We start from the raw sequence: 23,420 nt of genomic DNA, 5'->3' as shown, positions 1-23,420 counted from the left end.
TTCGTCCTATTCGTAAAGTCGGGGGCAGCAGAATGCCGCCCCCGAAGTCTTCATCATCTGACGCGGCTTAAGAGCCTGCGCCCAAAGTCTTTTCATCAGCAACAGTTGCTTGCGTGTCCGCCAGTTCCGGATCGGAAACCAGACCGTAGTTCGCAAGCGGGCCGGAAGGACCAGCCAGTTCGTCGGCTACAAAGAACTGCGCGTATTCTTTCAAACCGGGGATCACGCCGATGTGTGCTTTCTTCACGTAGAAGAACAGCGGACGCGATACAGGATATTCACCTGATGCGATGGTCTCGGTGGATGGTGCAACGTCGCCCATTGTAGCAACTTTGAGCTTGTCCTGGTTGTTCTCGTAGAACGCCAGACCGAATACGCCGATGCCGTCTGTATTGGCATCGATCCGTGCAAGTGTCTCGGTGTAGTCACCGTCGATGTCCACTGACTTGCCGTCCTGACGCACGTCAAGGCAGGCATCCTCAGCGTCGTCCTCGGACATGCCGCCGTCCATCATGGCCTGCATGGCCCCTGTGTCTTCACAGCCCTTCAGCAGAACCTTGTCTTCGAAAACTTCACGTGTGCCGTGCTTGGTGCCGGGGATGAACATGGCGATTTCAGCGTCTGGGAGATCGCTGTTGAAGTCGGACCACGTGTCATAGGAGTTCTCGACAATCGCGCCATCTTTCAGGACCTTCGCGCCGATGGCGTTGAAGATATCGGAAGGCTGGAACGCTGTGTAGGCTGGTCCGTTGATCTGGGACGCAAAGACGATCCCGTCATAGCCGATACGGACTTCGATGATGTCGGTCACGCCGTTTTCGGCACATGCCTTGATCTCTTTTTCACGGATGGCGCGGGATGCGTTGGCCACGTCGATGGTGTTTTCGCCAACGCCTTCGCAGAACCGCTTCAGACCGGCGGAAGAGCCGCCTGATTCAACAACAGGTGTCGGGAAGTCTGTATTTTCGCCAAAAGCTTCGGCGACGATGGATGCATAGGGCAGCACGGTGGACGAACCGGCTACCTGAACGTTGTCGCGTGCGGCAGCAGCAGTTGCGGAAAGTGCGGCAATTGCCAGCGCGGATGTCGTCAGTTTTGTCAGTGACATGATGTCTCCTGTCAGCGTTGAAATCGAAAATCACCCCCTTGGTGATTGGGCCTCAACTACGGGCGCCATGCTTAGCTTTTGTGACAGTTGTGTTACAGATTTATGACAAAGACCGCTGGACGCCGTTTAGGCCAGTTTTTCTGCACGATCAGCCGGTGCCGCTTCGCTATCCATCGGTAGAATAACCGTAAATTCAGCCCCTTCGCCCACAGTCGACGCGATCTTGAGCCGGCCGCGGTGCCGGTTGAGGATGTGTTTCACAATCGCCAACCCCAACCCTGTACCGCCCAAAGCGCGGCTGCGGTGGCTGTCCGCGCGGTAGAATCGCTCTGTCAGTCTCGGCAAATGCTCCGGCGCGATACCATTACCGTAATCCCGCACAGTTACCCGCACCGCTGGGCCACGCATGGCCGGATCGTGAAGCGAAGTCTCCGCACCGATATCCACGAATTTCCCGGGCGCGCCGTATTTGATCGCGTTTTCGATGAGGTTGGTAAAAACCTGCAACAACTGATCCGCATCCGCCGTCAGCGTGATCCGGTCCTCGCCGAAAGACGGCCGCAAAAGAACATCTCGGTCCACGGCAAGCGGGTTAAGATTGCGCAATGTACTTTGCAAGATGTCGCGCAGGTTCACAGGCGTTGTCGGGCGCACCCGCTCGTCGGCTTCGACGCGGCTGAGCGATAACAGGTCACCCACAAGCCGGTTCATTCGCTCCGTCTCGCCTGCCATGATCTGCAAAAACCGGTCGCGGGCTTTGGCATCATCTCTGGCCGGACCGCTCAGCGTTTCGATAAACCCCATCAGCGACGTCAGCGGCGTGCGCAATTCGTGACTGACATTGGCGACAAAATCACGGCGCATCTGACCCGCCTGTGCCGCATGGGTCATGTCTTCGAAACTTGCGATCAGACTGCTGCCTGTGCCGATTGCCCGCAGTGTGACCTGATAAGTGAGCGGACGCACCGGATCACCGCCAAGGTAGGGCACACTGCGCGGTTTGCCGTCTTCCAAAAGACCTTCTACCGCCTCGACCAGCGTGGGCTGACGCAGCACTGTTACGAAATGACGGTCAACCGCGCCCTTGCCAAGCAACCCCTCGGCCTGTGCGTTGATTGCGACGATCCGCTCATGTCGGTTGATCGCAAGCGCAGGCAACGGCAAAGCCGCCAGCACATCATTCAATATGCCGCGGTCGGCCATCTTTAGAGCGGTTTCAGATCACGGCGGAAGCGGGCCGCATTTTCCGAGTAGTGCTGCGCACTCGCGGTGAGCTTCGCGATGGCACCCGCGTCGAGTTCGCGTACAACCTTGCCCGGTGCCCCCATGACGAGCGAGCCGTCCGGAATGACCTTGTTTTCAGTAATCAGCGCACCGGCACCTATCAGACAATTTTTGCCGATCTTTGCGCCGTTCAGCACAGTGGCACCCATCCCGATCAGGCTGTTGTCGCCAATGCTGCACCCGTGCAGCATCACTTTGTGACCGATTGTACAATTCTCACCGATGGTCAGCGGAAAGCCGGGATCAGTGTGAAACACACAGTTTTCCTGCACGTTGCTGCCCTTGCCGATGTGAATTACCTCGTTGTCGCCGCGCAGGGTCGATCCGAACCAGACCGATGATGCGGCATCCAGCACAACATTGCCGATCACATTCGCATCCGGTGCCACCCAAGCGCTGTCGTCAACGGTGGGGCTAATCTCTGCCAAAGCATAAAGGGTCATGTGTCATCCTCGAATTCGGTTTGCAGTTTTCTTACGTGATCCACCAGTCGCGGTTGCTGTGAGCGGCGGAACCGCTCGGCCGTAATGATCGCCTTCAGCCGTGCTTCGGTCTCTGCCAGATCGTCGTTGACGAGAACATAGTCATACCCGTCCCAGTGACTGATTTCATCCCAGCTTGCCGCCATGCGCAGCGCGATCGTGTCGGGGCTGTCCTGCCCGCGTGACACCAGACGGCGCTTTAATTCAGCAATGGAGGGCGGCAGGATGAAAATCGACAGCACGTAATCCTTGAGCGCGGAATTGCTGATCTGCTGTGCCCCCTGCCAGTCCACGTCAAACAGTACATCCCGCCCTGCTTCGATCGCTTCTTGTACAGGGGCGCGGGGTGATCCGTAGTAGTTGCCAAAGACCCGCGCATGTTCAAGCATATCGCCCTGATTTACCGAATTTCGGAAATCTTCCTGCGTGGTGAAATAATAATCCAGCCCTTCGACCTCTCCCTCGCGTGGTGGCCGCGTGGTGGAAGAGACCGAGAACTGCAATGACGTATCCCAATCGCGCAGCTTGCGCGCCAGCGTTGATTTGCCCGCCCCCGAAGGCGAGCTGAGAATGATCAGAAGGCCACGTCTGTCCGCTTGTGCGCCATTCATAACTTACTCCACATTCTGAACTTGTTCGCGCATTTGGTCGATCACAGCTTTGAGCGCGAGACCCACTTGGGTGAGCTCTTTCATCTGCGCTTTGGAGCATAATGTGTTTGCTTCGCGGTTGAACTCCTGGATCAGGAAATCCAGTTTACGCCCCACGGCACCGCCACCTTTTAACAATGCTTGTGCGGCTGTAACATGGGCGTGCAGACGGTCGATTTCTTCTGTGATGTCGGCTTTGACAGCAATAAGTGCCAACTCTTGTGCGACACGGTCCTGATCGGCACCTTCGGTGTTTTCCAATATGCGGGCCAGATTGTCGCGCAATGTCTGGGCCATCGCGTCTGCTCTTGCTGGCACCATATCCGCTGCCTGCCGTGTGAGGTCGGATACCTGCTCAAGCTGGGCACCAAGGACATCGCGCAGCGCGCCCCCCTCTTCTGCACGCATAGCGTCAAAGTCTGCCAGCACAGTATCCGCATCCGCCAGCAGCACTGCGCAAAGTGCAGCGGCATCGTCCTGATAGACCGGTTGTTCCAGCACGCCACGCATCGTCACAATATCCGTCGCCTTGGACGGTGCCAGCGAAACTCCCGCATCCATCGCGCGTTCTTCGATCTTGTGCAGCGCCGCCAGTACTGTATCGAGGTGTGCAGTGTTTACAGCCAGTGCACCGTCCTGATCTTCACGTGTCAGACGCAAATTGCAGGTGATATTCCCACGTGCCGCAACAGCACCCAATTTCTTGCGCAGACCCGCTTCCAACCCCTCGACCCAGTCAGGGACACGCAAACGCAGGTCTAACCCACGTCCATTGACACTTCGCACTTCCCAGCTCCATCTGAAGGGCGCATGCGTTCCAACGCCTGAGGCAAAGCCGGTCATCGACCGGATAATAGCGCCCTGCTTGTGTGCAGATCCGGACGTGTTGTGCGTTGATGTCATGTGCCCCCCAATTTGCGTTTCGCCTGCAATACGGGGAAACACCCCAAGTGAGCAAGCCCTGCCACGGTGAGAATGCGGTTAACCAATGTTTAAGAATGAAGGGGAAATTGCGATGTGACATGTTATCTAATTCTTAACAAAAGCTATGGCGTGGGGGCGGCATAGATGTAGTGGTCGCGTGGCGCCGAGCTGTTGCGCACCAGTGCGTCACAATCGGTCGCAGAGGATCAACGCAGATGGACAAGTCACCTCATAACGAGCAGAATGTACTGGCTATGTCAGATTTTCAGTCAACAACCGGATATGCTGCCATTGCGCAGGTCGAAGCCTATTGGGAGGCGGTGCGCGGTACCCGTCTGCTGCCCAAACGCTCTGACATTGATCCCCGCGGCATCGAACGTGCGTTGGAGAACGCCTTTATTCTTGAGCGGATTGCCCCCGGTGTGGCGCGGTTGCGTATCGCGGGCAGCCATCTGAACGACCTGATGGGTATGGAGGTGCGCGGTATGCCGCTCACTGCGATGTTCACACCGGCCGCCCGCACCGAGATTTCCGACCTGCTTGAGATCGTCTTTCAGACACCCGCCATCAGCACGTTGCATCTTTGCTCGGAAGGCGCTGTGGGCCGACCACCACTTGAGGCGCGGTTGATCCTGTTGCCGCTAAAAAGCGATCTGGGCGATGTCAGCCGTGTATTGGGGTGTTTCGTGGCCCAAGGCGATGTAGGTATCGCTCCTCGCAGGTTTGACGTAATGAAGAAAGAGGTGCTGCACATCGCTGCGGGACAGCCGCCGGCACCTGCCCCGACCGAAGCCAAGGTCCCTAAAAGCCCGTCCTTGCCGCGCACGGAGCCCCGCTATTCGACTGGTCTGTCGGAAGATGCACCGACATTCTCCGGCGGGCGAAATAGCGAAGGCAAACGCCGCCCTCCCTACCTGCGTCTGATAAAGACCGACGAATAAGACCGATTTCCAAACCATTATATGGAAATGAAAAACGCCGCCCAGAGCAACCCTCCGCGCGGCGTCTTCGTTGGTATTCCGGCGCTCCTTAACCGGCGGCTTTGGCCGCTTGCTCAGCCCGGCGTGCTGTCAGCTCCTCAGCGACAAGGAACGCGAGTTCCAAGGACTGGCTTGCGTTCAGACGCGGGTCACAAGCTGTGTGATAGCGATCTGACAGGTCCTCGTCAGACACCGCACGTACACCACCGGTACATTCGGTCACATCCTGACCCGTCATTTCAAAGTGCACGCCACCCGGGATCGTGCCTTCGGCTGCATGAACCCCGAAAAATTCACGTACTTCGCGCAGCACGGAATCGAAAGGCCGTGTCTTGTAACCGGTTGACGACTTGATGGTGTTCCCGTGCATCGCATCACAGGTCCAGACCACATTGGCACCCTCTTCCTGCACTGCCTTGATCAAACGCGGCAGGTGTTCGCCAACAGAACCCGCACCAAAACGCGCGATCAATGTCAGGCGGCCGGCTTCGTTTTCGGGGTTGAGTTTCGCCATCAGTTTTTTGAGGTCATCAGCCGTCATGCTTGGACCACACTTAAGGCCAATCGGGTTCATGACGCCTGAGGCGAATTCCACATGCGCCCCGTCAGGCTGACGTGTGCGGTCACCGATCCAGATCATATGACCGGAACCCGCAAGCCACTTGCCTGTCATACTGTCCTGACGGCACAGCGCCTCTTCGTATTCCAGCAACAGCGATTCATGGCTGGTATAGAACTCAACCGATTGCAGCGTATGGGCCGTATCCGCGTTGACACCGGCCGCTGACATGAAATCAAGCGTGTCGGAGATGCGGTTTGCAATATCGCGGTACTTGGCCGCGCGCTCTCCATCGGTAAAGCCCAGTGTCCAACCATGGACCTGATGCACATCCGCGTAGCCACCTGTCGAAAAAGCGCGCAGAAGGTTCAGCGTTGCAGCGGCCTGAGTATAGGCGCGCAGCATTTTGTCCGGGTTCGGAATTCGCGCATCAGCGGTGAAGTCCAAATCGTTGATGATGTCGCCACGGTAGCTCGGCAGTTCCACGCCATCCACCGTTTCGGTGTTGGCCGAACGCGGCTTTGCAAACTGACCGGCCATGCGGCCCAGTTTGATCACCGGAACCTTGGCCCCGTAGGTCAACACGATCGCCATCTGCAACAACACCTTGAAGGTATCACGAATCGCGTCAGAGCTGAATTGCTCAAAGCTTTCGGCGCAGTCGCCGCCTTGCAGCAGGAAGGCCTCGCCACGGCTCGCAGCCGCCAGATGCTTTTTCAAGCGCTGGGCTTCGCCGCCAAATACCAGAACCGGATATCGTCCAAGCTGCGCCTCAACCGCATTCAGGGCGGCTGTATCGGGATAGTCGGGCATCTGGATGCGCGGCTTCGCGCGCCAGCTTGATTTGCTCCAGTTCGTCATGTCGTATTCACTCCGCGGTCGTGTGCGCCGATTGTCAGCGCTATCAGAACCCTTTCTATACAAAAGCCCGTGCGCAGAGGCCAGAACGCATTTTACCCCATTGACGTCTCGGCCACTGCGTGAGCAAGGTTTTCGCCAAGATGTGTCGCTCTTGTGATAGGACATCTACAAAAGCAACAGGAACAAAGGACGCTGTGATGTCTTCACTGCGCTCGGCCACCCGCATCCCCGTAGACGCAGACAAGCCACGCCGCTTTGTCTTTGTCCTGCTCGATCAATTCAGCTTGCTTTGCTTTGCCACAGCGATTGACAGCCTGCGCATCGCAAACCGGATGGCGGAAAAGCAGCTATATAACTGGGTCACGATGGGTGAAGGCGGTGAAAGTGTTGCCTGTTCCGCGGGAACAGTTTTCAAACTGGATCATGATCTGGAAGAACTGACCCGCGATGACACCATCATGGTTTGCGGTGGCATGAATGTGCAGGACGCCACCACCAAGAAGGTACTGGGATGGCTGCGCCGTGAAGCGCGTAAGGGGTTGGTCATGGGCGGGCTGTGCACTGCGTCATATGCATTGGCCAAAGCCGGTCTGCTGGATGGCAAGAAAGCGACGATCCACTGGGAAAACCAGGACAGTTTCTCCGAAGAATTTCTGGAGGTCACGCTGACCAAATCCGTCTTCGTGGTGGACGGCAACCGGCTTACCACTGCGGGCGGCACCTCCTCGATTGACCTGATGCTCAAACTGATTGCCGACGATCAGGGCGAAGAGCTGGCAAATTCGGTTGCCGATCAGCTGATCTATTCCTCCATCCGCACCGATCAGGATACACAACGACTGTCCGTCCCGACCCGTATCGGTGTGCGCCATCCCAAGCTCTCTCAGGTCATCCAGATGATGGAGAACAACATCGAGGAACCGATCAGCCCTTCGCTGTTGGCCAAGGATGTGGGCATGTCGACGCGACAATTGGAACGGCTTTTCCGGCGCTACCTCAACCGCTCTCCGAAACGCTACTACATGGAACTGCGCTTACAAAAAGCGCGCAACCTGCTGATGCAGACGGACATGAGCGTCATCAACGTAGCCCTGGCCTGTGGTTTCGCCTCGCCCTCGCATTTCTCGAAATGCTACCGCGCCCATTACGAGACAACACCCTACCGCGAGCGCGGCAGCCATGCGGCGCGGTTGTCGATTTGATCTCATAGACTGGAAGCTCCTGATGAAAACACTCGCTGCATTTGTCTTCCCCGGATTTGAAACGCTGGATTATTTCGGCCCTATCGAGATGCTGGGCGGCTACGGCAGCGAGACGGAGATCATCACCGTCGCGAAAAACCGCGAACCGGTGCCAAGCGTTCATGGCCAGAAGATCGTCATTGATAAAACCATAGCCGAGAAAACCGATTACGATCTCTTGCTGATCCCCGGCGGCGTTGCTGCACATGAGGCGGGTGCCGATGAGGAGCTTTTGCAGTGGTTTCGCGACGTATCGGCGACGGCAGAGCGTGTGATGACGGTCTGCACCGGCTCGATCTTGCTGGGCATGTCCGGTGTTCTTGACGGTCACCGTGCAACAACCAACAAGATGGCTTTCACCCGCACCGTGCCGATCGCGCCAAAGGTTGATTGGGTGAAAGAGGCACGATGGGTGCGAGACGGCAAGTTCTACAGCAGTTCTGGCGTATCTGCTGGTATGGACATGGCACTGGCAGTCATGGCCGATCTGTTCGGGATGGAGATGGCGGACCGCATTGCGCTGGGTAGTGAATACGAATGGCACAAGGACGCAACCCGCGATCCCTTTGCCAAGCTCGCCGGACTGGTCTGACCTTTCGATAGCCGGCCTATTGCGCGATACGATAAACCGCGCCGTCCCCCACCGATAGAAACCAGATCGACCCGTCAGGTGCCTCTACAATATCGCGCACACGGCTGGTCTGGGGCGTTTTTATCTGTTCCACTTCGCGCAGCGGATTGCCCGCAAGACGGCTGATATAGTCGAACTTGAGCGACCCCACAAATATCTGACCGCGCCAGTCTGGAAACATCTTGCCCGAATAGACCAACAGCCCCGAGGGCGCGATGGAGGGATCCCAGTAGAGTGCCGGTTGCTCCATGCCTTCTTTCGCTGTGCCCTCTCCGATCTTGCCACCCGAATAGTGAACCCCGTAAGAAATCACCGGCCAGCCATAATTCGCACCGCGCTTCACGCGGTTCACTTCGTCGCCGCCGCGCGCGCCATGCTCCGAGACCCACAGATTGCCTTGCAGGTCCAACCCCGCCCCTTGCGGATTGCGATGCCCGTAGGACCAGATTTCTGGCAAGACAGCATCACGGCCCACAAACGGATTGTCCTTGGGAACCGACCCGTCGCGGTTCACGCGAATGACGGACCCGTTATGTCGGCGAAGATCCTGTGCGGCAGGACGGTCGCCGCGGTCGCCAATGGTCATAAACAGCGTGCCGTCCGTCCCTTCAACCACGCGGGAGCCGAAATGCCGCCCCCCGCTGCTGCCAGCTTTCATCTCGAACAGCTCTTTCACGTCCTCAAGTCGGGTGCCGCCCTTGCGATAGATGGCGCTGGCCAGTGCCGTTCCGCTGCCGCGTCCCGCCTGCGGCGTCGCGTATGTCAGAAACAGCGTGCGGGTGCGCTCAAAATCACGCGCAAGGGTGATGTCGAGCAACCCGCCCTGCCCGCTGTCCGCCACCCTTGGAACGCCGGTGATTTCGCGATTGGTCCCATCAAGACTATGGATCAAGGTTCCTTCACGTAGCGTCACCAGGGCCCCGCCTTCTGGCAGCGGTGCCACAGCCCAAGGTGTGTCCAACCCCGTTACAACAGGCTCTAATGTCATTTGTGCCTGCGCAATAACGGGGACGCCCGCACAGGTTGCAATTGCGGCTATACACAGGAAATTCCGGAAGTTGGGGATCAATCGCATACCATTTCTCCTTGGGGTTGCCCTCTTTACAGGAAATCTAACCTTCTCAAGGCAGATTGCCACTGACAGCGTCCTCAACTCTGCGCGAACAACGGTCTACCGTCCTGAAAAAGCGCTTTTCTTTTGATTTACGCCCGCATAACCTTTGCCGCGAACATCATGTTCCAACAAGGGAGAACCACATGAAAAAGATGCTTATGGCCACAACGGCTGCAGCTCTGGTTGCGACGAGCGCGTTCGCAGACGGCCACGCAAAAGAAGTTAAACTCGGCGTTCTGTTCGGCTTTACCGGCCCGATTGAATCACTGACTGGCCCGATGTCAGCTGGTGCAGAAATGGCGATGAACGAAGTTACCGAAAGCGGTATGTTCATGGACGGCGCGAAGGTCACGTCGATCCGTGCCGATTCTGGCTGTATCGACAACGGTATGGCTGTAGCCTCCGGCGAACGTCTGATCGCTGAAGGTGTTGCAGGCATCATCGGTGCTGACTGTTCCGGTGTTACGGGCGCTGTGCTGCAGAACGTTGCCATTCCAAATGGCATGGTCATGATATCGCCCTCCGCGACATCCCCCGGCCTGACCACAATGGAAGACAACGGCCTGTTTTTCCGCACCTCCCCCTCTGACGCCCGCGAAGGCGAAGTCATGGCGGAAATTCTGGTCGAGCGTGGCGTGAAATCCATCGCCCTGACCTATACCAACAACGACTACGGCAAGGGTCTGGCGGACGCGATTGAAACATCGTTCAAAGCAGTCGGCGGCGAAGTCACAATCGTAGCGGCACACGAAGACGGCAAAGCAGACTACTCCGCTGAAGTCGGCGCGCTGGCATCTGCCGGTGGTGATCTGCTGGTTGTTGCGGGCTACCTTGACCAAGGTGGTGCGGGCATCATCAAATCCGCGCTGGACGCAGGCGCATGGGAGCAGTTCGGCCTACCTGGCGGCATGATCGGTGAAAACCTGCCAAAGACAATCGGTCCTGATCTGGATGGCTCTTATGGCCAGATCGCCGGCTCCGAAGGCAACGGCATCGACACACTGGTTTCCATGGCAGGCGATGCGTTTGACGCGACATCCCCTTACACGCCCGAAGCCTATGACGCGGCAGCGCTGCTCATCCTAGCGATGCAGGCCGCAGGATCAACAGATCCGGCTGCTTACAAGGACGAGATCCTGAATGTGGCAAATGCGCCGGGTGAAAAGATCTATCCTGGTGAGCTGGGCAAAGCGCTTGAGATGATCAAGGCAGGCACAGAGGTCGACTATGTCGGTGCTTCTGCGGTTGAGCTGATCGGTCCCGGCGAATCTGCGGGTACATACCGTATGATCGAAGTCCAGGACGGCAAGAACGCGACAATCGGCTTCAAATAAGCCAATCTAAACAGACAGATACAGCCCGTGTTTAACGCGGGCTGTATCCATATTTGATAAGATCAGAATGATCATGCGACCCAATGTGGCGCGAACGGGGATGGACAGATGGTGCACTCAGATGAGCACATGATCGTCGTTGACGATCTGCACAAGCATTTCGGCGGCTTTCACGCGGTGGACGGATCGAGCCTGTCGATTGACAAGGGGTCCATCACTGGATTGATTGGCCCAAATGGCGCTGGAAAAACAACCCTTTTCAATGTGATCGCGGGCGTTCTTAAACCTACTTCCGGTAAGGTTTACATGGACGGCGAAGACATCTCTGGTCTGCCGCCACACACACTGTTCCACAAGGGTCTGTTACGCACCTTCCAGATCGCGCACGAGTTTCATTCCATGTCCTGCCGCGAAAACCTGATGATGGTCCCCGGTGGCCAATCGGGCGAAACGCTCTGGAACACATGGTTTGGCCGCAAGCGCATCGCCGATGAAGAGCGCGCGCTAAAAGCAAAGGCTGACGAAGTTCTCGAGTTCCTTACCATCGAACATCTGGCCGAACAGAAAGCCGGTCAAATCTCGGGTGGTCAGAAAAAACTGCTGGAGCTGGGCCGCACCATGATGGTGGACGCCAAGATCGTCTTTTTGGACGAAGTTGGTGCCGGTGTGAACCGCACCCTGCTCAACACGATCGGGGATGCCATTCTGCGCCTTAACAAAGAGCGCGGCTACACATTTGTCGTGATTGAACATGACATGGATTTTATCGGACGGTTGTGTGATCCAGTCATCTGTATGGCCGAAGGTCGCGTGCTGGCCCAAGGGACCCTTGCCGAGATCAAGGCGAACGAGCAGGTCATCGAGGCCTATCTGGGCACGGGTCTGAAAAACAAGGAACAGGTGGGCGCATGAGCCTGCGCGCGCTTGCCTTCGTAACCGCAGCGGCACTCGCCCTGCCCCAGACTGCTGCGGCCTGCTTCCAGCTTTCGCAAAGTGTCTGGATGTGTGGCGGCGGAACATCTTGGCAGGACGCAACGTGGGATGTGTTTGGTGACGGTGCCACTTTGTTGTTTGAGGACTATGCGCTCAGCTTTACTGAAGATTTCCCGGGGGCTGACATTCGCGACGGCGTGACCACGCTTGAAGAGCAATACGTCACATATGCGACGCTGGCCGAAGCCGATGGAAACCCGCCGCTCGAAGTTGTGCGGCAGGAGACTTTGGAAATCGCCGCGGGACGTGCCTTCCGCTCGCTTCAGCTGGACCGCTACGAGGACGTAGAAACCGTGAGCGCCGTGATGATGGCCGACGTCGACGCCGCACGCATCATGCTTTACCTCGACGGGCCGCAAACGCTCGACTGGGATGTGATCGATGCAGACTCGCGTGCCGTCTTGGACATGCTGCGCGGCAGTTGTGCGGATCAGAAAACCTGTATCAGCGCGGATCGCGCAAAAGAACGTAACGAATGAAGAAAAGAGACCTGACATGAGCGATCCTTACGGCGACCGCGGCAACAAGGACGCGTCGATCACCAACCCCAAGGGGATGGGATCAGAGATACCCCAGCGCGGTGGCACCAGCTTTGCCGCGCCCGGCGGGCCGTTCCTGATTGGCGATGGCATGACAGCAGGCTACGGCAACGGCCCCGATATCCTGCATGATTGCACCATCGCCGTTGATAAGGGCGAGATTGCCGTGATCGTGGGTCCGAACGGTGCCGGTAAATCAACAGGGATGAAAGCGGTCTTTGGCATGCTCGACATGCGCAAGGGCCATGTACGGTTGGACGGCGAAGACATCACCGATCTTAGCCCGCAAGACCGCGTGGCCAAGGGCATGGGCTTTGTGCCGCAGACCTCGAACATCTTTACCTCCATGACGGTGGAGGAAAATCTTGAAATGGGGGCATTCATCCGCACCGATGATTTCAGCGATACGATGGCGCAGGTCTACGACCTGTTCCCGATCCTCAAGGAAAAGCGCCTGCAAGCGGCTGGCGAACTGTCGGGCGGCCAGCGCCAACAGGTTGCCGTGGGGCGTGCCTTGATGACGCAGCCCAAGGTCTTGATGCTGGATGAGCCGACAGCGGGTGTGTCCCCAATTGTGATGGACGAGTTGTTTGACCGGATCATCGAAGTCGCGCGCACAGGAATCCCCATCCTCATGGTGGAACAGAATGCGCGCCAAGCGCTTGAAATCGCCGATAAAGGTTATGTTCTGGTACAAGGTGCAAACGCCTATACCGGCACGGGTAAAGAGCTTTTGGCCGATCCCGAAGTTCGCAAATCGTTCTTGGGGGGCTGAGCCGATGCGCAGTTTGATTTTAGCAATGATGCTGTCCGCCGGACCAGCGCTGGCCTCTGACCTCTCCTGCACCTTCACGCAGGAATGCATGGAAGGCGAAAGCTGTGCCGAGACAAACTATGCCTTCGCCGTTGAGGGCATGAACGACAAGGGCCGTGCGGTCACGGGCGTGACTGACAGTGAAACCATGCGCGGCAATCTGGTTGAGACGGATGGCCAACAACACATCGTATTTGTCGGCAAAGGGGCCCTGCATATGCTGAGCATCTCCGAAGGGAATGAGACACGTTATACGGTTCACATGGGCGGACCAATGGCGATTACCTATCTTGGTTCTTGTGAAATGGGTGACGGCTGATGGATCTTCTCAACGCACTAATCGCTTTCCTGAACTACGTCTTTGTCCCCGGTGTCGCCTACGGCTCTCAGCTTGCGCTTGGCGCACTTGGTGTGACGCTGGTCTACGGCATCTTGCGGTTCTCAAATTTCGCCCATGGCGACACCATGGCCATGGGGGCCATGGCCACGGTCCTGCTGACGTGGCTGTTCCAAAGCTGGGGCCTGTCGCTTGGGCCACTGCCAACGGCGCTGCTCGCCCTGCCCTTCGGCATCTTGTTCGCCATCGGGTTGCTGTTGTTCACGGATCGCGCTGTCTATAAATTCTACCGTGTCAAAAAGGCCAAACCGGTCATTCTGGTGATCGTCAGCCTTGGTGTGACCTTTATCTACAACGGTGTGACACGCTTTATCATCGGGGCGGACGACCAGAACTTCTTTGATGGTGAACGCTTCATTATCTCGGCGCGTGATTTCAAAAAGGCCACGGGGTTGGCCGAAGGGCTGTCGTTCAAAACCACGCAAGGGATCACCATTGTGACTGCCATCATCGTGGTAATCGCGCTTTTCTGGTTCCTGAATAAAACCCGTGCAGGCAAATCGATGCGTGCTTATTCCGATAACGAGGATCTGGCGCTGTTGTCGGGCATCAACCCAGAGCGTGTGGTGATGATTACATGGATGATCGTGGCCACGCTGGCGACGATTGCGGGCGTGCTTTACGGCCTTGATAAATCCTTCAAACCCTTCACCTACTTCCAGCTTTTGCTGCCCATCTTTGCAAGCGCCATTGTCGGCGGTCTGGGCAATCCCATCGGCGCTATCGCGGGCGGTTTTGTGATCGCGTTTTCCGAGGTTACGATCACCTATGCATGGAAGAAAATCCTTGTGTATCTCATGCCCGAAAACCTTGAGCCTTCGGGCCTCGTCCAGCTTTTGAGTACAGACTACAAATTCGCCGTCAGCTTTGTGATCCTGCTGATCGTGTTGCTGTTCAAACCTACAGGTCTATTCAAGGGGCAATCGGTATGAATTCCACTTTGAAAAACACCGGCCTATTCGCCATTCTTGCAGTGCTCATCATTATTGTGGGTGTGCAGCAAAGCTGGAACTCGGCGCTTTTGATCATCGCTATGGGGCTGATCTCTTCGATCATGGCGTTGGGCGTGAACCTGCAATGGGGTTTTGCAGGTCTGTTTAACGTAGGCATCATGGGTTTCGTCGCCCTCGGCGGTCTTGCCGCTGTGCTGATCGGCATGCCGCCCACCGAGGGGGCATTTGCCGCTGGTGGTTTTGGCGTCGTAGGTGCCCTTTTGCTGGGTGCCGGCACGATCCTTGCCGCGATCTTTGTGATGCGGCGGATGCAGGGCGGCTGGAAGCGCACCGTGGCGGTCATCGCCGTGCTTGTGATCGGCTTTTTCCTGTTCCGCGCACTGCTTGACCCGTCGGTGGCGCGGATCGAAGAAATCAATCCGGCGCAAACCGGTTATCTGGGTGGTCTGGGACTGCCGGTCATTCTGGCGTGGCCCGTTGGCGGACTGTTCGCTGCGGCAGCAGCTTGGCTTATCGGAAAAACCGCGCTTGGTCTGCGCTCCGATTATCTGGCTATTGCGACGCTGGGCATCGCCGAAATCATCATCGCAATCTTGAAAAACGAAGACTGGCTGACACGCGGCGTGAAGAACGTAATCGGCGTGCCGCGTCCGGTACCCTACGAAATTGATCTGCAGAACTCCGCGACCTTTGTGGAACGCGCTGCCGGTTTCGGTTTCGACCCCGTCGAAGGGTCAACGCTCTGGGTCAAGTTCCTCTACATCGTGCTGTTTGCCGCTGTGCTGTTCATCCTGATGTGGATGGCGCAGCGCGCGCTTCACTCTCCATGGGGCCGGATGCTGCGCGCTATCCGCGATAATGAAGTTGCGGCAGAAGCGATGGGTAAAGACGTGACAGCCCGCCACTTGCAAGTGTTTATCCTTGGCTCTGCCATCTGCGGTATTGCGGGCGCAATGATGACCACGATGGACAGCCAGCTAACACCCGGCACGTACCAGCCCTTGCGCTTTACCTTCCTTATCTGGGTGATGGTCATCGTGGGCGGGTCCGGCAACAACCTTGGTGCAGTGCTGGGTGGTTTCCTGATCTGGTTCTTGTGGGTTCAGGTTGAGCCGATGGGCCTGTGGCTGATGAATACAATAACGGCAGGCATGGCTGATGGCTCCCCCCTGAAGGTGCACCTGATCGAGAGTGCGGCGCATATGCGCCTGCTGACGATGGGATTGGTGTTGCTGCTGGTGCTGCGGTTCAGCCCTCGCGGGCTGATCCCGGAAAAGTAAGCCGGGCTGACGTTCAAGAATGCTTATACACCCGCGCCGGACACATGCCGGCGCGGGTGTTTTCGTCTTTAGCGCCCCTTAAAGAGCCCGCCCAGAATACCACGTACGATGCGGCGTCCGGTTGTGCCTTTCAGCTCTTTGATGACTACATTGGCCATCGCCGTGCCGAACCCTTCGGTTGCCCGCCGCGCCGGTGGACGCGAGGTTGATCGGGTCACGCCCTTACCTGCATAGCGCCGCGCATTGTTAAACTCGCGCAGTGCCGGTGTCTCGACCTCTTCTGCTTTTTCCTCTGCGGCAGCGGCTTCTGCGGCGGCCTGATCGGCGCGTGCTTTGAGCATCTCGAATGCGCTGTCGCGATCCAGACGCTTGTCATATTTGCCTGCCATCGGGGACGCCGCCATCAACGCATTACGCTCCGTATCCTTAATCGGACCAAGATGCGAGGAAGGGGGCCGGATCAATGTCCGCTCCACAATTCCGGGCACGCCTTTCTTTTGCAGGAACGACGTTACCGCCTCACCCACACCAACCTCGCGGATCGCCTCTTCGGTGTCAAAGCGCGGGTTTTCGCGGTAAGTCTCTGCGGCCATCCGCAGTTCTTTGCGGTCTTTGGCGGTGAACGCACGCAGCGCATGCTGGACGCGGTTCCCAAGCTGGCCCAAAATGTCATCCGGCACGTCTGCAGGGTTTTGCGTGATGAAGTAGACACCAACACCTTTCGAGCGGATCAGACGCGCGACTTGTTCAACCTTGTCGACCAGTGCCTTGGGCGCGTCATCGAAAAGCAGATGCGCCTCGTCAAAGAAGAAAACCAGCTTGGGCTTGTCTGGATCGCCAACTTCCGGCAGCTCCTCAAACAACTCGGACAATAGCCACAACAGGAATGTGGCGTAGAGTTTGGGTGCCCCCATCAGCTGATCTGCGGCCAGAATGTTGATCATTCCGCGCCCGTCTGTGTCGCAACGCATCAGGTCGCTAAGCGCCAATGCCGGTTCGCCAAAGAGGTCGGACGCACCTTGGTTTTCAAGCACCAGCAACCGGCGCTGGATTGCGCCAACAGAAGCCGCAGACACGTTGCCATAGCGCAGGGCCAGTGTCTTGGCGTTCTCTCCGATCCAGACCAATAACGCCTGTAGATCTTTTAGATCCAGAAGCGGCAAGCCGTCTTCATCAGCCACACGGAAAGCGATGTTCAGAATACCTTCCTGCGCCTCGGTCAGCCCTAGAAGTTGTGCAAGCAGCAGCGGTCCCATCTCTGACGCCGTGGTACGCACCGGATGGCCCTGCTTTCCATAAAGGTCCCAGAAAGCGACAGGGAATGCGGCATAGTTGTAATTTTCGAAACCGATCTTCTCGGCACGGCTCATGAATGCATCATGCAGCTTGTGCGTATCACTGCCTGATTTGGCGAGGCCGGAAAGATCACCTTTGACGTCAGACAGGAAGACCGGGACGCCCGCAGCCGAGAACCCTTCGGCGAGGATCTGCAAGGTGACAGTCTTACCGGTGCCGGTGGCCCCGGCGATCAACCCGTGGCGGTTGGCATAGCCGATATTGAGAAACTGCTGGGTGCCATAGTCCGGGCCACCCCCTCCAATAAAAATGTCATTCGTCACGCTGGTTCCTCTCAGGCACATTCGCTTTGTTTCCGGTCGAGCATACAAAGTTAACCATTGCATGCCATAGTCATTGTGTTCACGGCGCTTAAGTCCTTTTGCGCTTAGAACACTTCCTCCCTGTCAGACTGGCCGCGCCCCTTGGTGCGGCCTTTTTTCGACATAGGGCCTCCTTCAAATAACAAACAAACCAAACTATTGGAAAAAGACCATTAAACACTGTTGACCGTTCGCAATTGCTTTCGTAACGTAGCGTCATAAGTCGGCCCAGTTCGACGGGGAGAAAAATTGTGTAAAAAGAGGATGTTCGCGTCCTCTTTTTCGCGTTTTGGGATGCCTTAAGCAGGATGCAGCCGTTCCCGTGCGATGATGGTCACTTTTCCCATGATCGGCGCTGACATTATTTTTACAGCATGATAAGCCACGTAAAACGCAACTATTTGGATTGAACATGAGCAAGTTTTTCACCGCCCTGCCGCTCTGTGCCGCGCTGGCTCTGAGCCTCCCGCAGATGGGTTTTGCCCAGACCGCCACGACGGAAGAACCGGCACAGACAGAACAGCCCGCAACACAGTCGGGCAGCGCCGCGCAGATCGAAGATCAGTTGAGCCTCGGAGAGGACGCGGACAAGGACCCCGAGCTGGGTCAGCCTTATACCAAAGAGGTTGTCGGTGCCTGGGAGATGCGCTGCATCAAAACCGAAACCGGCGAAGATCCTTGCCAGATGTACCAGCTGCTGGATGACGGCCAGGGTGCCCCCGTTGCCGAGATTTCCCTGTTTCGCCTACCCGAAGGTGGCAAGGCCGAAGCCGGTGCGACTGTCGTTGTGCCGCTTGAAACCGCGCTGCCACAACAGCTGACCATCTCTGTCGACGGTGGCAAAGCACGCCGCTATCCTTACGCATTCTGCAATCCGGTCGGATGCTATGCCCGTTTGGGTCTGACGCCTGCGGATGTATCGGCGTTCAAACGTGGTAATCAGGCGGTTATCACGATTATCCCCGCGCTGGCACCGGACCAGCAGGTCAAGCTGACACTGTCACTTGAAGGCTTCACCGCCAGCTACGACAAGGTGTCGCTGATCGAACAGTAAGCGTTTCACTTTTGAGATTATGAAAAGCCGCCTTTCGGGGCGGCTTTTTCATTTTGAACCGTTTCAGATTTTGCGCAGCGCGATAACAGCGTTCATGCCGCCAAAGGCAAACGCATTGCTCAGCGCGACATCAACCTTTGCATCGCGCGCTTCGTTCGGAACGACATCCAGCGCACACTCCGGGTCCGGTTCCTGATAGCCTATGGTCGGGACGATCACCCCGTCACGCACGGCCATGATGCAGGCCAGCAGTTCAACAGCGCCCGTGCCGCCGATCAGGTGGCCGTGCATCGATTTTGTGGAACTGATCATCAGGTTATCGGCATGCGGGCCGAAAACATCCGCAACGGCGGCGCATTCTGTCTTGTCGTTTGCCGCCGTGCCAGTGCCGTGCGCATTTATATAGCCGACGTCTTCGCGGTTAATACCCGCATCGTCCAGCGCCCCCTCCATGGCACGTGCGGCACCAGCTTTTGACGGCATGACGATATCGCTCGCGTCTGACGACATGGCAAAGCCAATGACTTCGCACAAAATCTCTGCACCACGCTTCTTGGCGTGCTGCATTTCTTCAAAGACAAAGATGCCCGCACCCTCGCCTTGCACCATGCCGTTGCGGTTGGCCGAAAATGGGCGACAAGCATCGCGGCTCATAACGCGTAGACCTTCCCACGCCTTCACACCGCCAAAACACAGCATCGATTCAGATCCACCCGTGACCATCACCGGCGCCATGCCGGATTTGACCATCGCAAAGGCCTGCGCCATGGCATGGTTGGACGATGCGCAGGCGGTCGAGACGGTAAAGGATGGCCCTTTGAGGTTCCACTCCATGCTGACATGGGAGGCCGCCGCATTGTTCATCAACTTCGGTACCACAAAGGGGTGGACCCGGTTTTTACCTTCTTCATAAACAGCACGGTAATTGTCATCCCAGGTGGATACACCCCCACCGGCAGTCCCAAGGACTACGCCGGATTTTGCCGCAAGCAGGCCGGAAAATGTCAGCCCCGACTGTTCGATCGCCTCGCGCGCGGCGGCCAGAGTAAACTGCGTGAATCTGTCATAAAGCGACATTTGCTGACGGTTATATCGACCCTCCGCCTCAAAGCCGCGCACCTGGCCGCCAATCTGGATTTGCAACCGCTCCACATCGCGGAACGCAAGCTGCCCGATGCCGCACACACCTTCGCGCATCGCGCGCATCGTGTCGGCCACGGAATGACCCAATGCGTTGATCGTGCCAGCCCCGGTAATTACGACACGTTTCATGACATCAGGCCTGTTCGGCCTTTAACCGTTCGATGCCCGCGATAATGCTTGCGACAGAAGATATGTCGAAATCCGATTCAGTAGGGTTATTCGCGTTAAAGGGCACCGTGATGTCAAAGGCTTCCTCGATTGCAAAAATGCTTTCGACCAGTCCCAGACTATCAATGCCCAGACTTTCGAGCGTGCTATCCAGTTTCACATCTTCGGGCTCAAGCAGCGCCTGCTCCGCGATGATCGCAATGACGTCGTCCTGAAGGCTCATCTGACTATTCCTGTGCTGACCCTATCGGTGATTTAGCCATCCTGACCGGATTTGAAAACAGCCTTTCTCAACTCGGCCACTTCGCGCAGCATGCGCGGCAGGCGGCGCAAGGCTTTGTACTGCTCGACCTGTTTGTCCATCTGAGTTGCGGGGTATCCCAGCATAGTCCGTCCCGCCGGAACATTCGACATCAGTTTGGTGCCGCCGCCCGCGATCACGCCGTCGCCCACAAAGATATTGTCGTTCACGCCGACCTGACCCGCCATGACCACATTATTACCGATGCGCGCAGATCCCGCGATGCCGACCTGCCCGCAGATTAGACAGTTGCTACCGATTGACACGTTGTGTCCAAGATGCACCTGATTATCGAGCTTCGTATCATCGCCGATGGTCGTGTTGCGGATTGTGCCACAGTCGATGGTGCACCCCATGCCGATTTCGACATCGTTGCCGATGGTTACAGACCCAAGAGAGTGAATACGTATCCACGGCTGGGCTGACGCCTCGCCCTGATCGCCCAGCGTTTTGCGGGCGGATTCAACTGTCGAAGGCTCTGCCGTAACAAAAGAGAACCCGTCCCCGCCGATCCGCGCCCCCGGTTGGAGAATGCAGCGGGCGCCAATGGTGACACGTGCCCCGATGCTGACGTGTTCGCGCAAATAGGCCTGTTCGCCCAAAACCACGTCCACCCCGACAAAGGCGTGCGGGCCGATGACCGATCCGTTCCCGATCCGCGCTCCGGCTGAAACGATAGCTAGCGGACCAACACTGACATCGTCCCCAAGGACCGCTGTCGGATCAATGATCGCTGACGGGTGAACACCTTTTGCAAACCCCTGCCCCTGATCCAACATGCGGGTCATCCCCGACATCGCATAACGTGGACGCGCAGGAAAAATAGCGGCTTTCAGCCCCAGTGCCTGCCAATCTGCGCCGGGCCACAGCATCGCCGCACGCGCCGACCCGTCGGCCAGACCCTCGGCATACTTGGGGTCGATCGCAAGGGCGAGATCATCCTGTCCTGCACTTTGCGGCTCAGCCGCGCGTGCGATCACAAGGGACGTATCACCTGCGGCTTCTGCCCCCAGTGACTTGGCAATCTCGGCAATCGTGTAGGACATTGGCGGCACCCCTTGTTGGCGTGCCGCGAGGTTTATCCCTGAACACCGCCCAAGACCACCCCTGCACGAGACAGCGCATTCCAGATCTTGGCGTCGCGGCCATAGACATCAGCGCGGTACTCGGTATGGCCACGCGCATTGGTAACTGCTGTGCGGTAGATCAGGTGGACCGGCACCGGCTCTTTCAGCACAACTTTTGTCTCACGGCCGGACCGCAGAACAGACTGGAAGTACCCCTCCGGATCGGCTTCCTGCTTTGACAGCATCTCGTAGGCGAAATCGAAAGGGTCGGCCAAACGTACACAGCCATGGCTGAACGCTCGCACGTCGCGGGCGAACAGGCTTTTGGCAGGCGTGTCATGCAAATAGATGTTGTACTTGTTCGGGAACATGAATTTCACCAAACCAAGCGCGTTTGACCGGCTGGGCGGCTGCCGCATCGCAAAAGGGAAATTGCGCTCGGTATATTTCGCGAAATTCACGGCGCCACGGTTAATTTTGCGGCCACGGCGGTCCGTGATCTCGATGTGGCTGGCTGCATTGCGGTTCCGCTTTAGGGCAGGCAAATATTCCTTGGTCACAATCGAGCGCGGAACATACCAGCTTGGATTTACAACCATATGTTCCATCACATCGGAGAACTCGGGCGTGGGTCGGTCGTCCTTGTTTGCACCGACGACGGAGCGTGTGCGGAAGGTCACCTTGTCATCATCAATGATCTTGGCGGAAAAATCGGGAATATTGACCAGAACATGCCGCTTTCCGCGCTCGGTGTTAAACCACCGCTCGCGTTCCAACGCGACCATCACCGATTGCAGCCGCTTCTCAACGCCGACGTTGATCTGGCGCATGGTCTCAGCACCGGCGACACCGTCGTCGTTCAAACCATGGGCAATCTGGAATTGCTGGACCGCGGCCTGCATGTCGGCATCATAGCCACGCGCATTCGTACGGTCGAGATAATCCATCGCGATCAGCCGGTTACGCAGCGCAATCACGTCCTGACCTGTCGCGCCCGGTTTCAACGATTTCGCCGGTACGGTCGGGCCCCAGCCCCCCGCAAGCAACAGCCGCTCCATCGCGACCTTTTCCTTAATCAGCGCGTTGTATTCCATGCTTTTGGGCGGCAGCGCGCGGAAAAAAGCGGCAGGCTTGGCAGTGCTCAGGTCGGTCAGGTATCCGGTCCGGTCGCGATAGGGAATCTCCCGCACGATTGCGGGATCGATCCGCTTGGGCGTCAGCATGCCGGTCTGAATATCGCGGGCATATCTCAGAAACACGCGGCTCATTTCGACCTCGGCCATCCCGCGATCGCGAGAGGTTCGCACGCTGGCCAAACGCTCCATCAGCCCCTCGGGATCATACCGTGCGACCGGTAGCCCATGACCCGCCGCAGACCTGATCGCATGCATCAACTGCGCGCGGCGGTTAAGGTCCTCCTCTCCGCTGCCTGTCCAGATCGGCTGATACCCGTTGGTCCGGTAGAAAGCGGCGATATCCGCATCATCGGAGGCCGCTTCGGCAATCGCCTGCTTGAAGGCCGTGACCTGAGCAAATGCCGGAACGGGCAACGCGACCATCCCTGTACCGACAGCGAACGCCGTCGCCAGAAACAATCCCTTCAAACGTGACGAAATGCGGTTCATACTATCCCCCGGACAATGAATATGCGTGTTTTTCCCTTTGTCCCGTGCCTTTAAGGGAGCGTCCAATAACATTGCTGTGGTCGACGCTGAAAAGCGCAAGATGGTGCGAAAACATCACCCAGTTTTGCCTCAGATTTTGGCGGCGTCATAGTTTGAGCAATAATCTGCCTAAACTTCAATCAATGTGGAACCTAATGAATTAAGGGGTTGGTTCGGGATTCGGGCTATGCCATAAAAATGTTGCATCTGGGGACTAACTT

At 57.3% G+C, this 23,420-nt stretch carries 23 protein-coding genes; 11 read left to right on the top strand and 12 right to left on the bottom strand.

The features are described 5' to 3' along the window. Positions 1-67 precede the first annotated feature (67 nt). From Z946_RS0119185 to Z946_RS0119165, 5 genes are all read right to left on the bottom strand, one after another. Positions 68-1,108: a substrate-binding domain-containing protein gene (locus Z946_RS0119185; RefSeq protein WP_025057333.1), complete on the bottom strand. Its 1,041-nt coding sequence runs from the start codon at positions 1,106-1,108 to the stop codon at positions 68-70. Positions 1,109-1,234: 126 nt separating this feature from the next. Beyond that, entirely contained in the window at positions 1,235-2,311 is a 1,077-nt protein-coding gene (locus Z946_RS0119180) for a sensor histidine kinase (protein WP_025057332.1), read from the bottom strand. A gap of 2 nt (positions 2,312-2,313) precedes the next feature. Continuing rightward, complete coding sequence (locus Z946_RS0119175) at positions 2,314-2,835, bottom strand: gamma carbonic anhydrase family protein (protein ID WP_025057331.1); 522 nt, start codon at positions 2,833-2,835, stop codon at positions 2,314-2,316. Further along, positions 2,832-3,485 (bottom strand): guanylate kinase, encoded by a 654-nt coding sequence (gene gmk / locus Z946_RS0119170; RefSeq protein WP_025057330.1) that lies wholly within the window; start codon positions 3,483-3,485, stop codon positions 2,832-2,834. The genes Z946_RS0119175 and gmk overlap by 4 nt, the downstream gene beginning before the upstream one ends. A gap of 3 nt (positions 3,486-3,488) precedes the next feature. Next, positions 3,489-4,367 carry a YicC/YloC family endoribonuclease gene (locus Z946_RS0119165; protein WP_174416571.1) on the bottom strand — a complete coding sequence of 293 codons (879 nt, stop codon included), beginning with the start codon at positions 4,365-4,367 and terminating at the stop codon, positions 3,489-3,491. Between the two features lie 296 nt (positions 4,368-4,663). Here Z946_RS0119165 and Z946_RS0119160 point away from each other — a divergent pair, with 296 nt between their 5' ends. Beyond that, positions 4,664-5,389, top strand: coding sequence for a PAS domain-containing protein (locus Z946_RS0119160; RefSeq protein WP_025057328.1), 726 nt, complete (start codon positions 4,664-4,666; stop codon positions 5,387-5,389). A gap of 88 nt (positions 5,390-5,477) precedes the next feature. On the opposite strand, the gene Z946_RS0119155 is transcribed toward Z946_RS0119160, so the two are convergent. Then, on the bottom strand, positions 5,478-6,848 hold the full coding sequence (locus Z946_RS0119155) for a class II 3-deoxy-7-phosphoheptulonate synthase (protein WP_025057327.1): 1,371 nt from the start codon (positions 6,846-6,848) through the stop codon (positions 5,478-5,480). Positions 6,849-7,045: 197 nt separating this feature from the next. On the opposite strand from Z946_RS0119155, the gene Z946_RS0119150 reads away from it, so the two are divergent. Both Z946_RS0119150 and Z946_RS0119145 read left to right on the top strand, forming a co-directional pair. After that, positions 7,046-8,050, top strand: a complete 1,005-nt coding sequence (locus Z946_RS0119150; protein WP_025057326.1) for a GlxA family transcriptional regulator — start codon at positions 7,046-7,048, stop codon at positions 8,048-8,050. A gap of 22 nt (positions 8,051-8,072) precedes the next feature. Further along, the gene (locus Z946_RS0119145) at positions 8,073-8,681 is read left to right on the top strand and encodes a DJ-1/PfpI family protein (protein ID WP_025057325.1); all 609 of its coding nucleotides are present in this window, start codon (positions 8,073-8,075) and stop codon (positions 8,679-8,681) included. A gap of 16 nt (positions 8,682-8,697) precedes the next feature. Here Z946_RS0119145 and Z946_RS0119140 read toward each other — a convergent pair whose 3' ends face one another. After that, positions 8,698-9,795, bottom strand: coding sequence for a PQQ-dependent sugar dehydrogenase (locus tag Z946_RS0119140; protein ID WP_025057324.1), 1,098 nt, complete (start codon positions 9,793-9,795; stop codon positions 8,698-8,700). Positions 9,796-9,977: 182 nt separating this feature from the next. Between Z946_RS0119140 and Z946_RS0119135 the strand changes: the two genes are divergently transcribed. The 7 genes from Z946_RS0119135 to Z946_RS0119105 all read left to right on the top strand — a co-directional run bounded on the left by Z946_RS0119135 (position 9,978) and on the right by Z946_RS0119105 (position 16,144). Then, on the top strand, positions 9,978-11,168 hold the full coding sequence (locus Z946_RS0119135) for an ABC transporter substrate-binding protein (protein WP_025057323.1): 1,191 nt from the start codon (positions 9,978-9,980) through the stop codon (positions 11,166-11,168). A gap of 129 nt (positions 11,169-11,297) precedes the next feature. Then, entirely contained in the window at positions 11,298-12,080 is a 783-nt protein-coding gene (locus tag Z946_RS0119130) for an ABC transporter ATP-binding protein (RefSeq protein WP_025057322.1), read from the top strand. Next, the gene (locus Z946_RS0119125) at positions 12,077-12,640 is read left to right on the top strand and encodes a hypothetical protein (RefSeq protein WP_025057321.1); all 564 of its coding nucleotides are present in this window, start codon (positions 12,077-12,079) and stop codon (positions 12,638-12,640) included. Before Z946_RS0119130 ends, Z946_RS0119125 begins: the two co-directional genes overlap by 4 nt. 16 nt (positions 12,641-12,656) lie before the next feature. After that, the gene (locus Z946_RS0119120; protein ID WP_025057320.1) at positions 12,657-13,475 is read left to right on the top strand and encodes an ABC transporter ATP-binding protein; all 819 of its coding nucleotides are present in this window, start codon (positions 12,657-12,659) and stop codon (positions 13,473-13,475) included. A 4-nt stretch (positions 13,476-13,479) separates the two neighbouring features. Beyond that, the gene (locus Z946_RS0119115; protein ID WP_025057319.1) at positions 13,480-13,833 is read left to right on the top strand and encodes a hypothetical protein; all 354 of its coding nucleotides are present in this window, start codon (positions 13,480-13,482) and stop codon (positions 13,831-13,833) included. After that, the gene (locus Z946_RS0119110) at positions 13,833-14,843 is read left to right on the top strand and encodes a branched-chain amino acid ABC transporter permease (protein ID WP_025057318.1); all 1,011 of its coding nucleotides are present in this window, start codon (positions 13,833-13,835) and stop codon (positions 14,841-14,843) included. Before Z946_RS0119115 ends, Z946_RS0119110 begins: the two co-directional genes overlap by 1 nt. Continuing rightward, positions 14,840-16,144, top strand: coding sequence for a branched-chain amino acid ABC transporter permease (locus Z946_RS0119105; RefSeq protein WP_025057317.1), 1,305 nt, complete (start codon positions 14,840-14,842; stop codon positions 16,142-16,144). Before Z946_RS0119110 ends, Z946_RS0119105 begins: the two co-directional genes overlap by 4 nt. A gap of 68 nt (positions 16,145-16,212) precedes the next feature. Here the strand turns inward: Z946_RS0119105 and Z946_RS0119100 are convergent, their stop codons facing one another. Next, on the bottom strand, positions 16,213-17,784 hold the full coding sequence (locus Z946_RS0119100; protein ID WP_221228684.1) for a helicase HerA-like domain-containing protein: 1,572 nt from the start codon (positions 17,782-17,784) through the stop codon (positions 16,213-16,215). A gap of 430 nt (positions 17,785-18,214) precedes the next feature. Here Z946_RS0119100 and Z946_RS0119095 point away from each other — a divergent pair, with 430 nt between their 5' ends. Further along, positions 18,215-18,856 carry an invasion associated locus B family protein gene (locus Z946_RS0119095; protein WP_025057315.1) on the top strand — a complete coding sequence of 214 codons (642 nt, stop codon included), beginning with the start codon at positions 18,215-18,217 and terminating at the stop codon, positions 18,854-18,856. Between the two features lie 63 nt (positions 18,857-18,919). Here the strand turns inward: Z946_RS0119095 and Z946_RS0119090 are convergent, their stop codons facing one another. Genes Z946_RS0119090 through Z946_RS0119075 form a run of 4 tightly spaced genes read right to left on the bottom strand, consistent with a single transcriptional unit; the run spans position 18,920 to position 23,160 of the window. Next, positions 18,920-20,128: a beta-ketoacyl-[acyl-carrier-protein] synthase family protein gene (locus Z946_RS0119090; protein WP_025057314.1), complete on the bottom strand. Its 1,209-nt coding sequence runs from the start codon at positions 20,126-20,128 to the stop codon at positions 18,920-18,922. 4 nt (positions 20,129-20,132) lie between these two features. Further along, the gene (locus Z946_RS0119085; RefSeq protein WP_025057313.1) at positions 20,133-20,390 is read right to left on the bottom strand and encodes an acyl carrier protein; all 258 of its coding nucleotides are present in this window, start codon (positions 20,388-20,390) and stop codon (positions 20,133-20,135) included. Positions 20,391-20,422: 32 nt separating this feature from the next. After that, a complete protein-coding gene (gene lpxD / locus Z946_RS0119080; RefSeq protein WP_025057312.1) occupies positions 20,423-21,514 on the bottom strand; it encodes a UDP-3-O-(3-hydroxymyristoyl)glucosamine N-acyltransferase in 1,092 nt (363 codons plus the stop codon). Between the two features lie 32 nt (positions 21,515-21,546). Beyond that, the gene (locus Z946_RS0119075; RefSeq protein ID WP_025057311.1) at positions 21,547-23,160 is read right to left on the bottom strand and encodes a L,D-transpeptidase family protein; all 1,614 of its coding nucleotides are present in this window, start codon (positions 23,158-23,160) and stop codon (positions 21,547-21,549) included. Positions 23,161-23,420 lie beyond the last annotated feature (260 nt).

Origin of the sequence: Sulfitobacter noctilucicola (assembly GCF_000622385.1) — a bacterium.
Lineage (GTDB): Bacteria > Pseudomonadota > Alphaproteobacteria > Rhodobacterales > Rhodobacteraceae > Sulfitobacter > Sulfitobacter noctilucicola.
This window is presented reverse-complemented; position numbering and strand designations above follow the sequence as displayed.

Coding starts and splice junctions, on each gene's coding strand:
- Z946_RS0119090 (WP_025057314.1), bottom strand. CDS start 20,128: ATGAAACGTGTCGTAATTACCGGGGCTGGCACGATCAACGCATTGGGT.
- Z946_RS0119150 (WP_025057326.1), top strand. CDS start 7,046: ATGTCTTCACTGCGCTCGGCCACCCGCATCCCCGTAGACGCAGACAAG.
- Z946_RS0119125 (WP_025057321.1), top strand. CDS start 12,077: ATGAGCCTGCGCGCGCTTGCCTTCGTAACCGCAGCGGCACTCGCCCTG.
- Z946_RS0119110 (WP_025057318.1), top strand. CDS start 13,833: ATGGATCTTCTCAACGCACTAATCGCTTTCCTGAACTACGTCTTTGTC.
- Z946_RS0119180 (WP_025057332.1), bottom strand. CDS start 2,311: ATGGCCGACCGCGGCATATTGAATGATGTGCTGGCGGCTTTGCCGTTG.
- Z946_RS0119185 (WP_025057333.1), bottom strand. CDS start 1,108: ATGTCACTGACAAAACTGACGACATCCGCGCTGGCAATTGCCGCACTT.
- Z946_RS0119120 (WP_025057320.1), top strand. CDS start 12,657: ATGAGCGATCCTTACGGCGACCGCGGCAACAAGGACGCGTCGATCACC.
- Z946_RS0119140 (WP_025057324.1), bottom strand. CDS start 9,795: ATGCGATTGATCCCCAACTTCCGGAATTTCCTGTGTATAGCCGCAATT.
- lpxD (WP_025057312.1), bottom strand. CDS start 21,514: ATGTCCTACACGATTGCCGAGATTGCCAAGTCACTGGGGGCAGAAGCC.
- Z946_RS0119075 (WP_025057311.1), bottom strand. CDS start 23,160: ATGAACCGCATTTCGTCACGTTTGAAGGGATTGTTTCTGGCGACGGCG.
- Z946_RS0119175 (WP_025057331.1), bottom strand. CDS start 2,835: ATGACCCTTTATGCTTTGGCAGAGATTAGCCCCACCGTTGACGACAGC.
- Z946_RS0119115 (WP_025057319.1), top strand. CDS start 13,480: ATGCGCAGTTTGATTTTAGCAATGATGCTGTCCGCCGGACCAGCGCTG.
- Z946_RS0119105 (WP_025057317.1), top strand. CDS start 14,840: ATGAATTCCACTTTGAAAAACACCGGCCTATTCGCCATTCTTGCAGTG.
- Z946_RS0119165 (WP_174416571.1), bottom strand. CDS start 4,367: ATGACCGGCTTTGCCTCAGGCGTTGGAACGCATGCGCCCTTCAGATGG.
- Z946_RS0119145 (WP_025057325.1), top strand. CDS start 8,073: ATGAAAACACTCGCTGCATTTGTCTTCCCCGGATTTGAAACGCTGGAT.
- Z946_RS0119135 (WP_025057323.1), top strand. CDS start 9,978: ATGAAAAAGATGCTTATGGCCACAACGGCTGCAGCTCTGGTTGCGACG.
- Z946_RS0119095 (WP_025057315.1), top strand. CDS start 18,215: ATGAGCAAGTTTTTCACCGCCCTGCCGCTCTGTGCCGCGCTGGCTCTG.
- Z946_RS0119100 (WP_221228684.1), bottom strand. CDS start 17,784: ATGTGCCTGAGAGGAACCAGCGTGACGAATGACATTTTTATTGGAGGG.
- Z946_RS0119130 (WP_025057322.1), top strand. CDS start 11,298: ATGATCGTCGTTGACGATCTGCACAAGCATTTCGGCGGCTTTCACGCG.
- Z946_RS0119155 (WP_025057327.1), bottom strand. CDS start 6,848: ATGACGAACTGGAGCAAATCAAGCTGGCGCGCGAAGCCGCGCATCCAG.
- gmk (WP_025057330.1), bottom strand. CDS start 3,485: ATGAATGGCGCACAAGCGGACAGACGTGGCCTTCTGATCATTCTCAGC.
- Z946_RS0119085 (WP_025057313.1), bottom strand. CDS start 20,390: ATGAGCCTTCAGGACGACGTCATTGCGATCATCGCGGAGCAGGCGCTG.
- Z946_RS0119160 (WP_025057328.1), top strand. CDS start 4,664: ATGGACAAGTCACCTCATAACGAGCAGAATGTACTGGCTATGTCAGAT.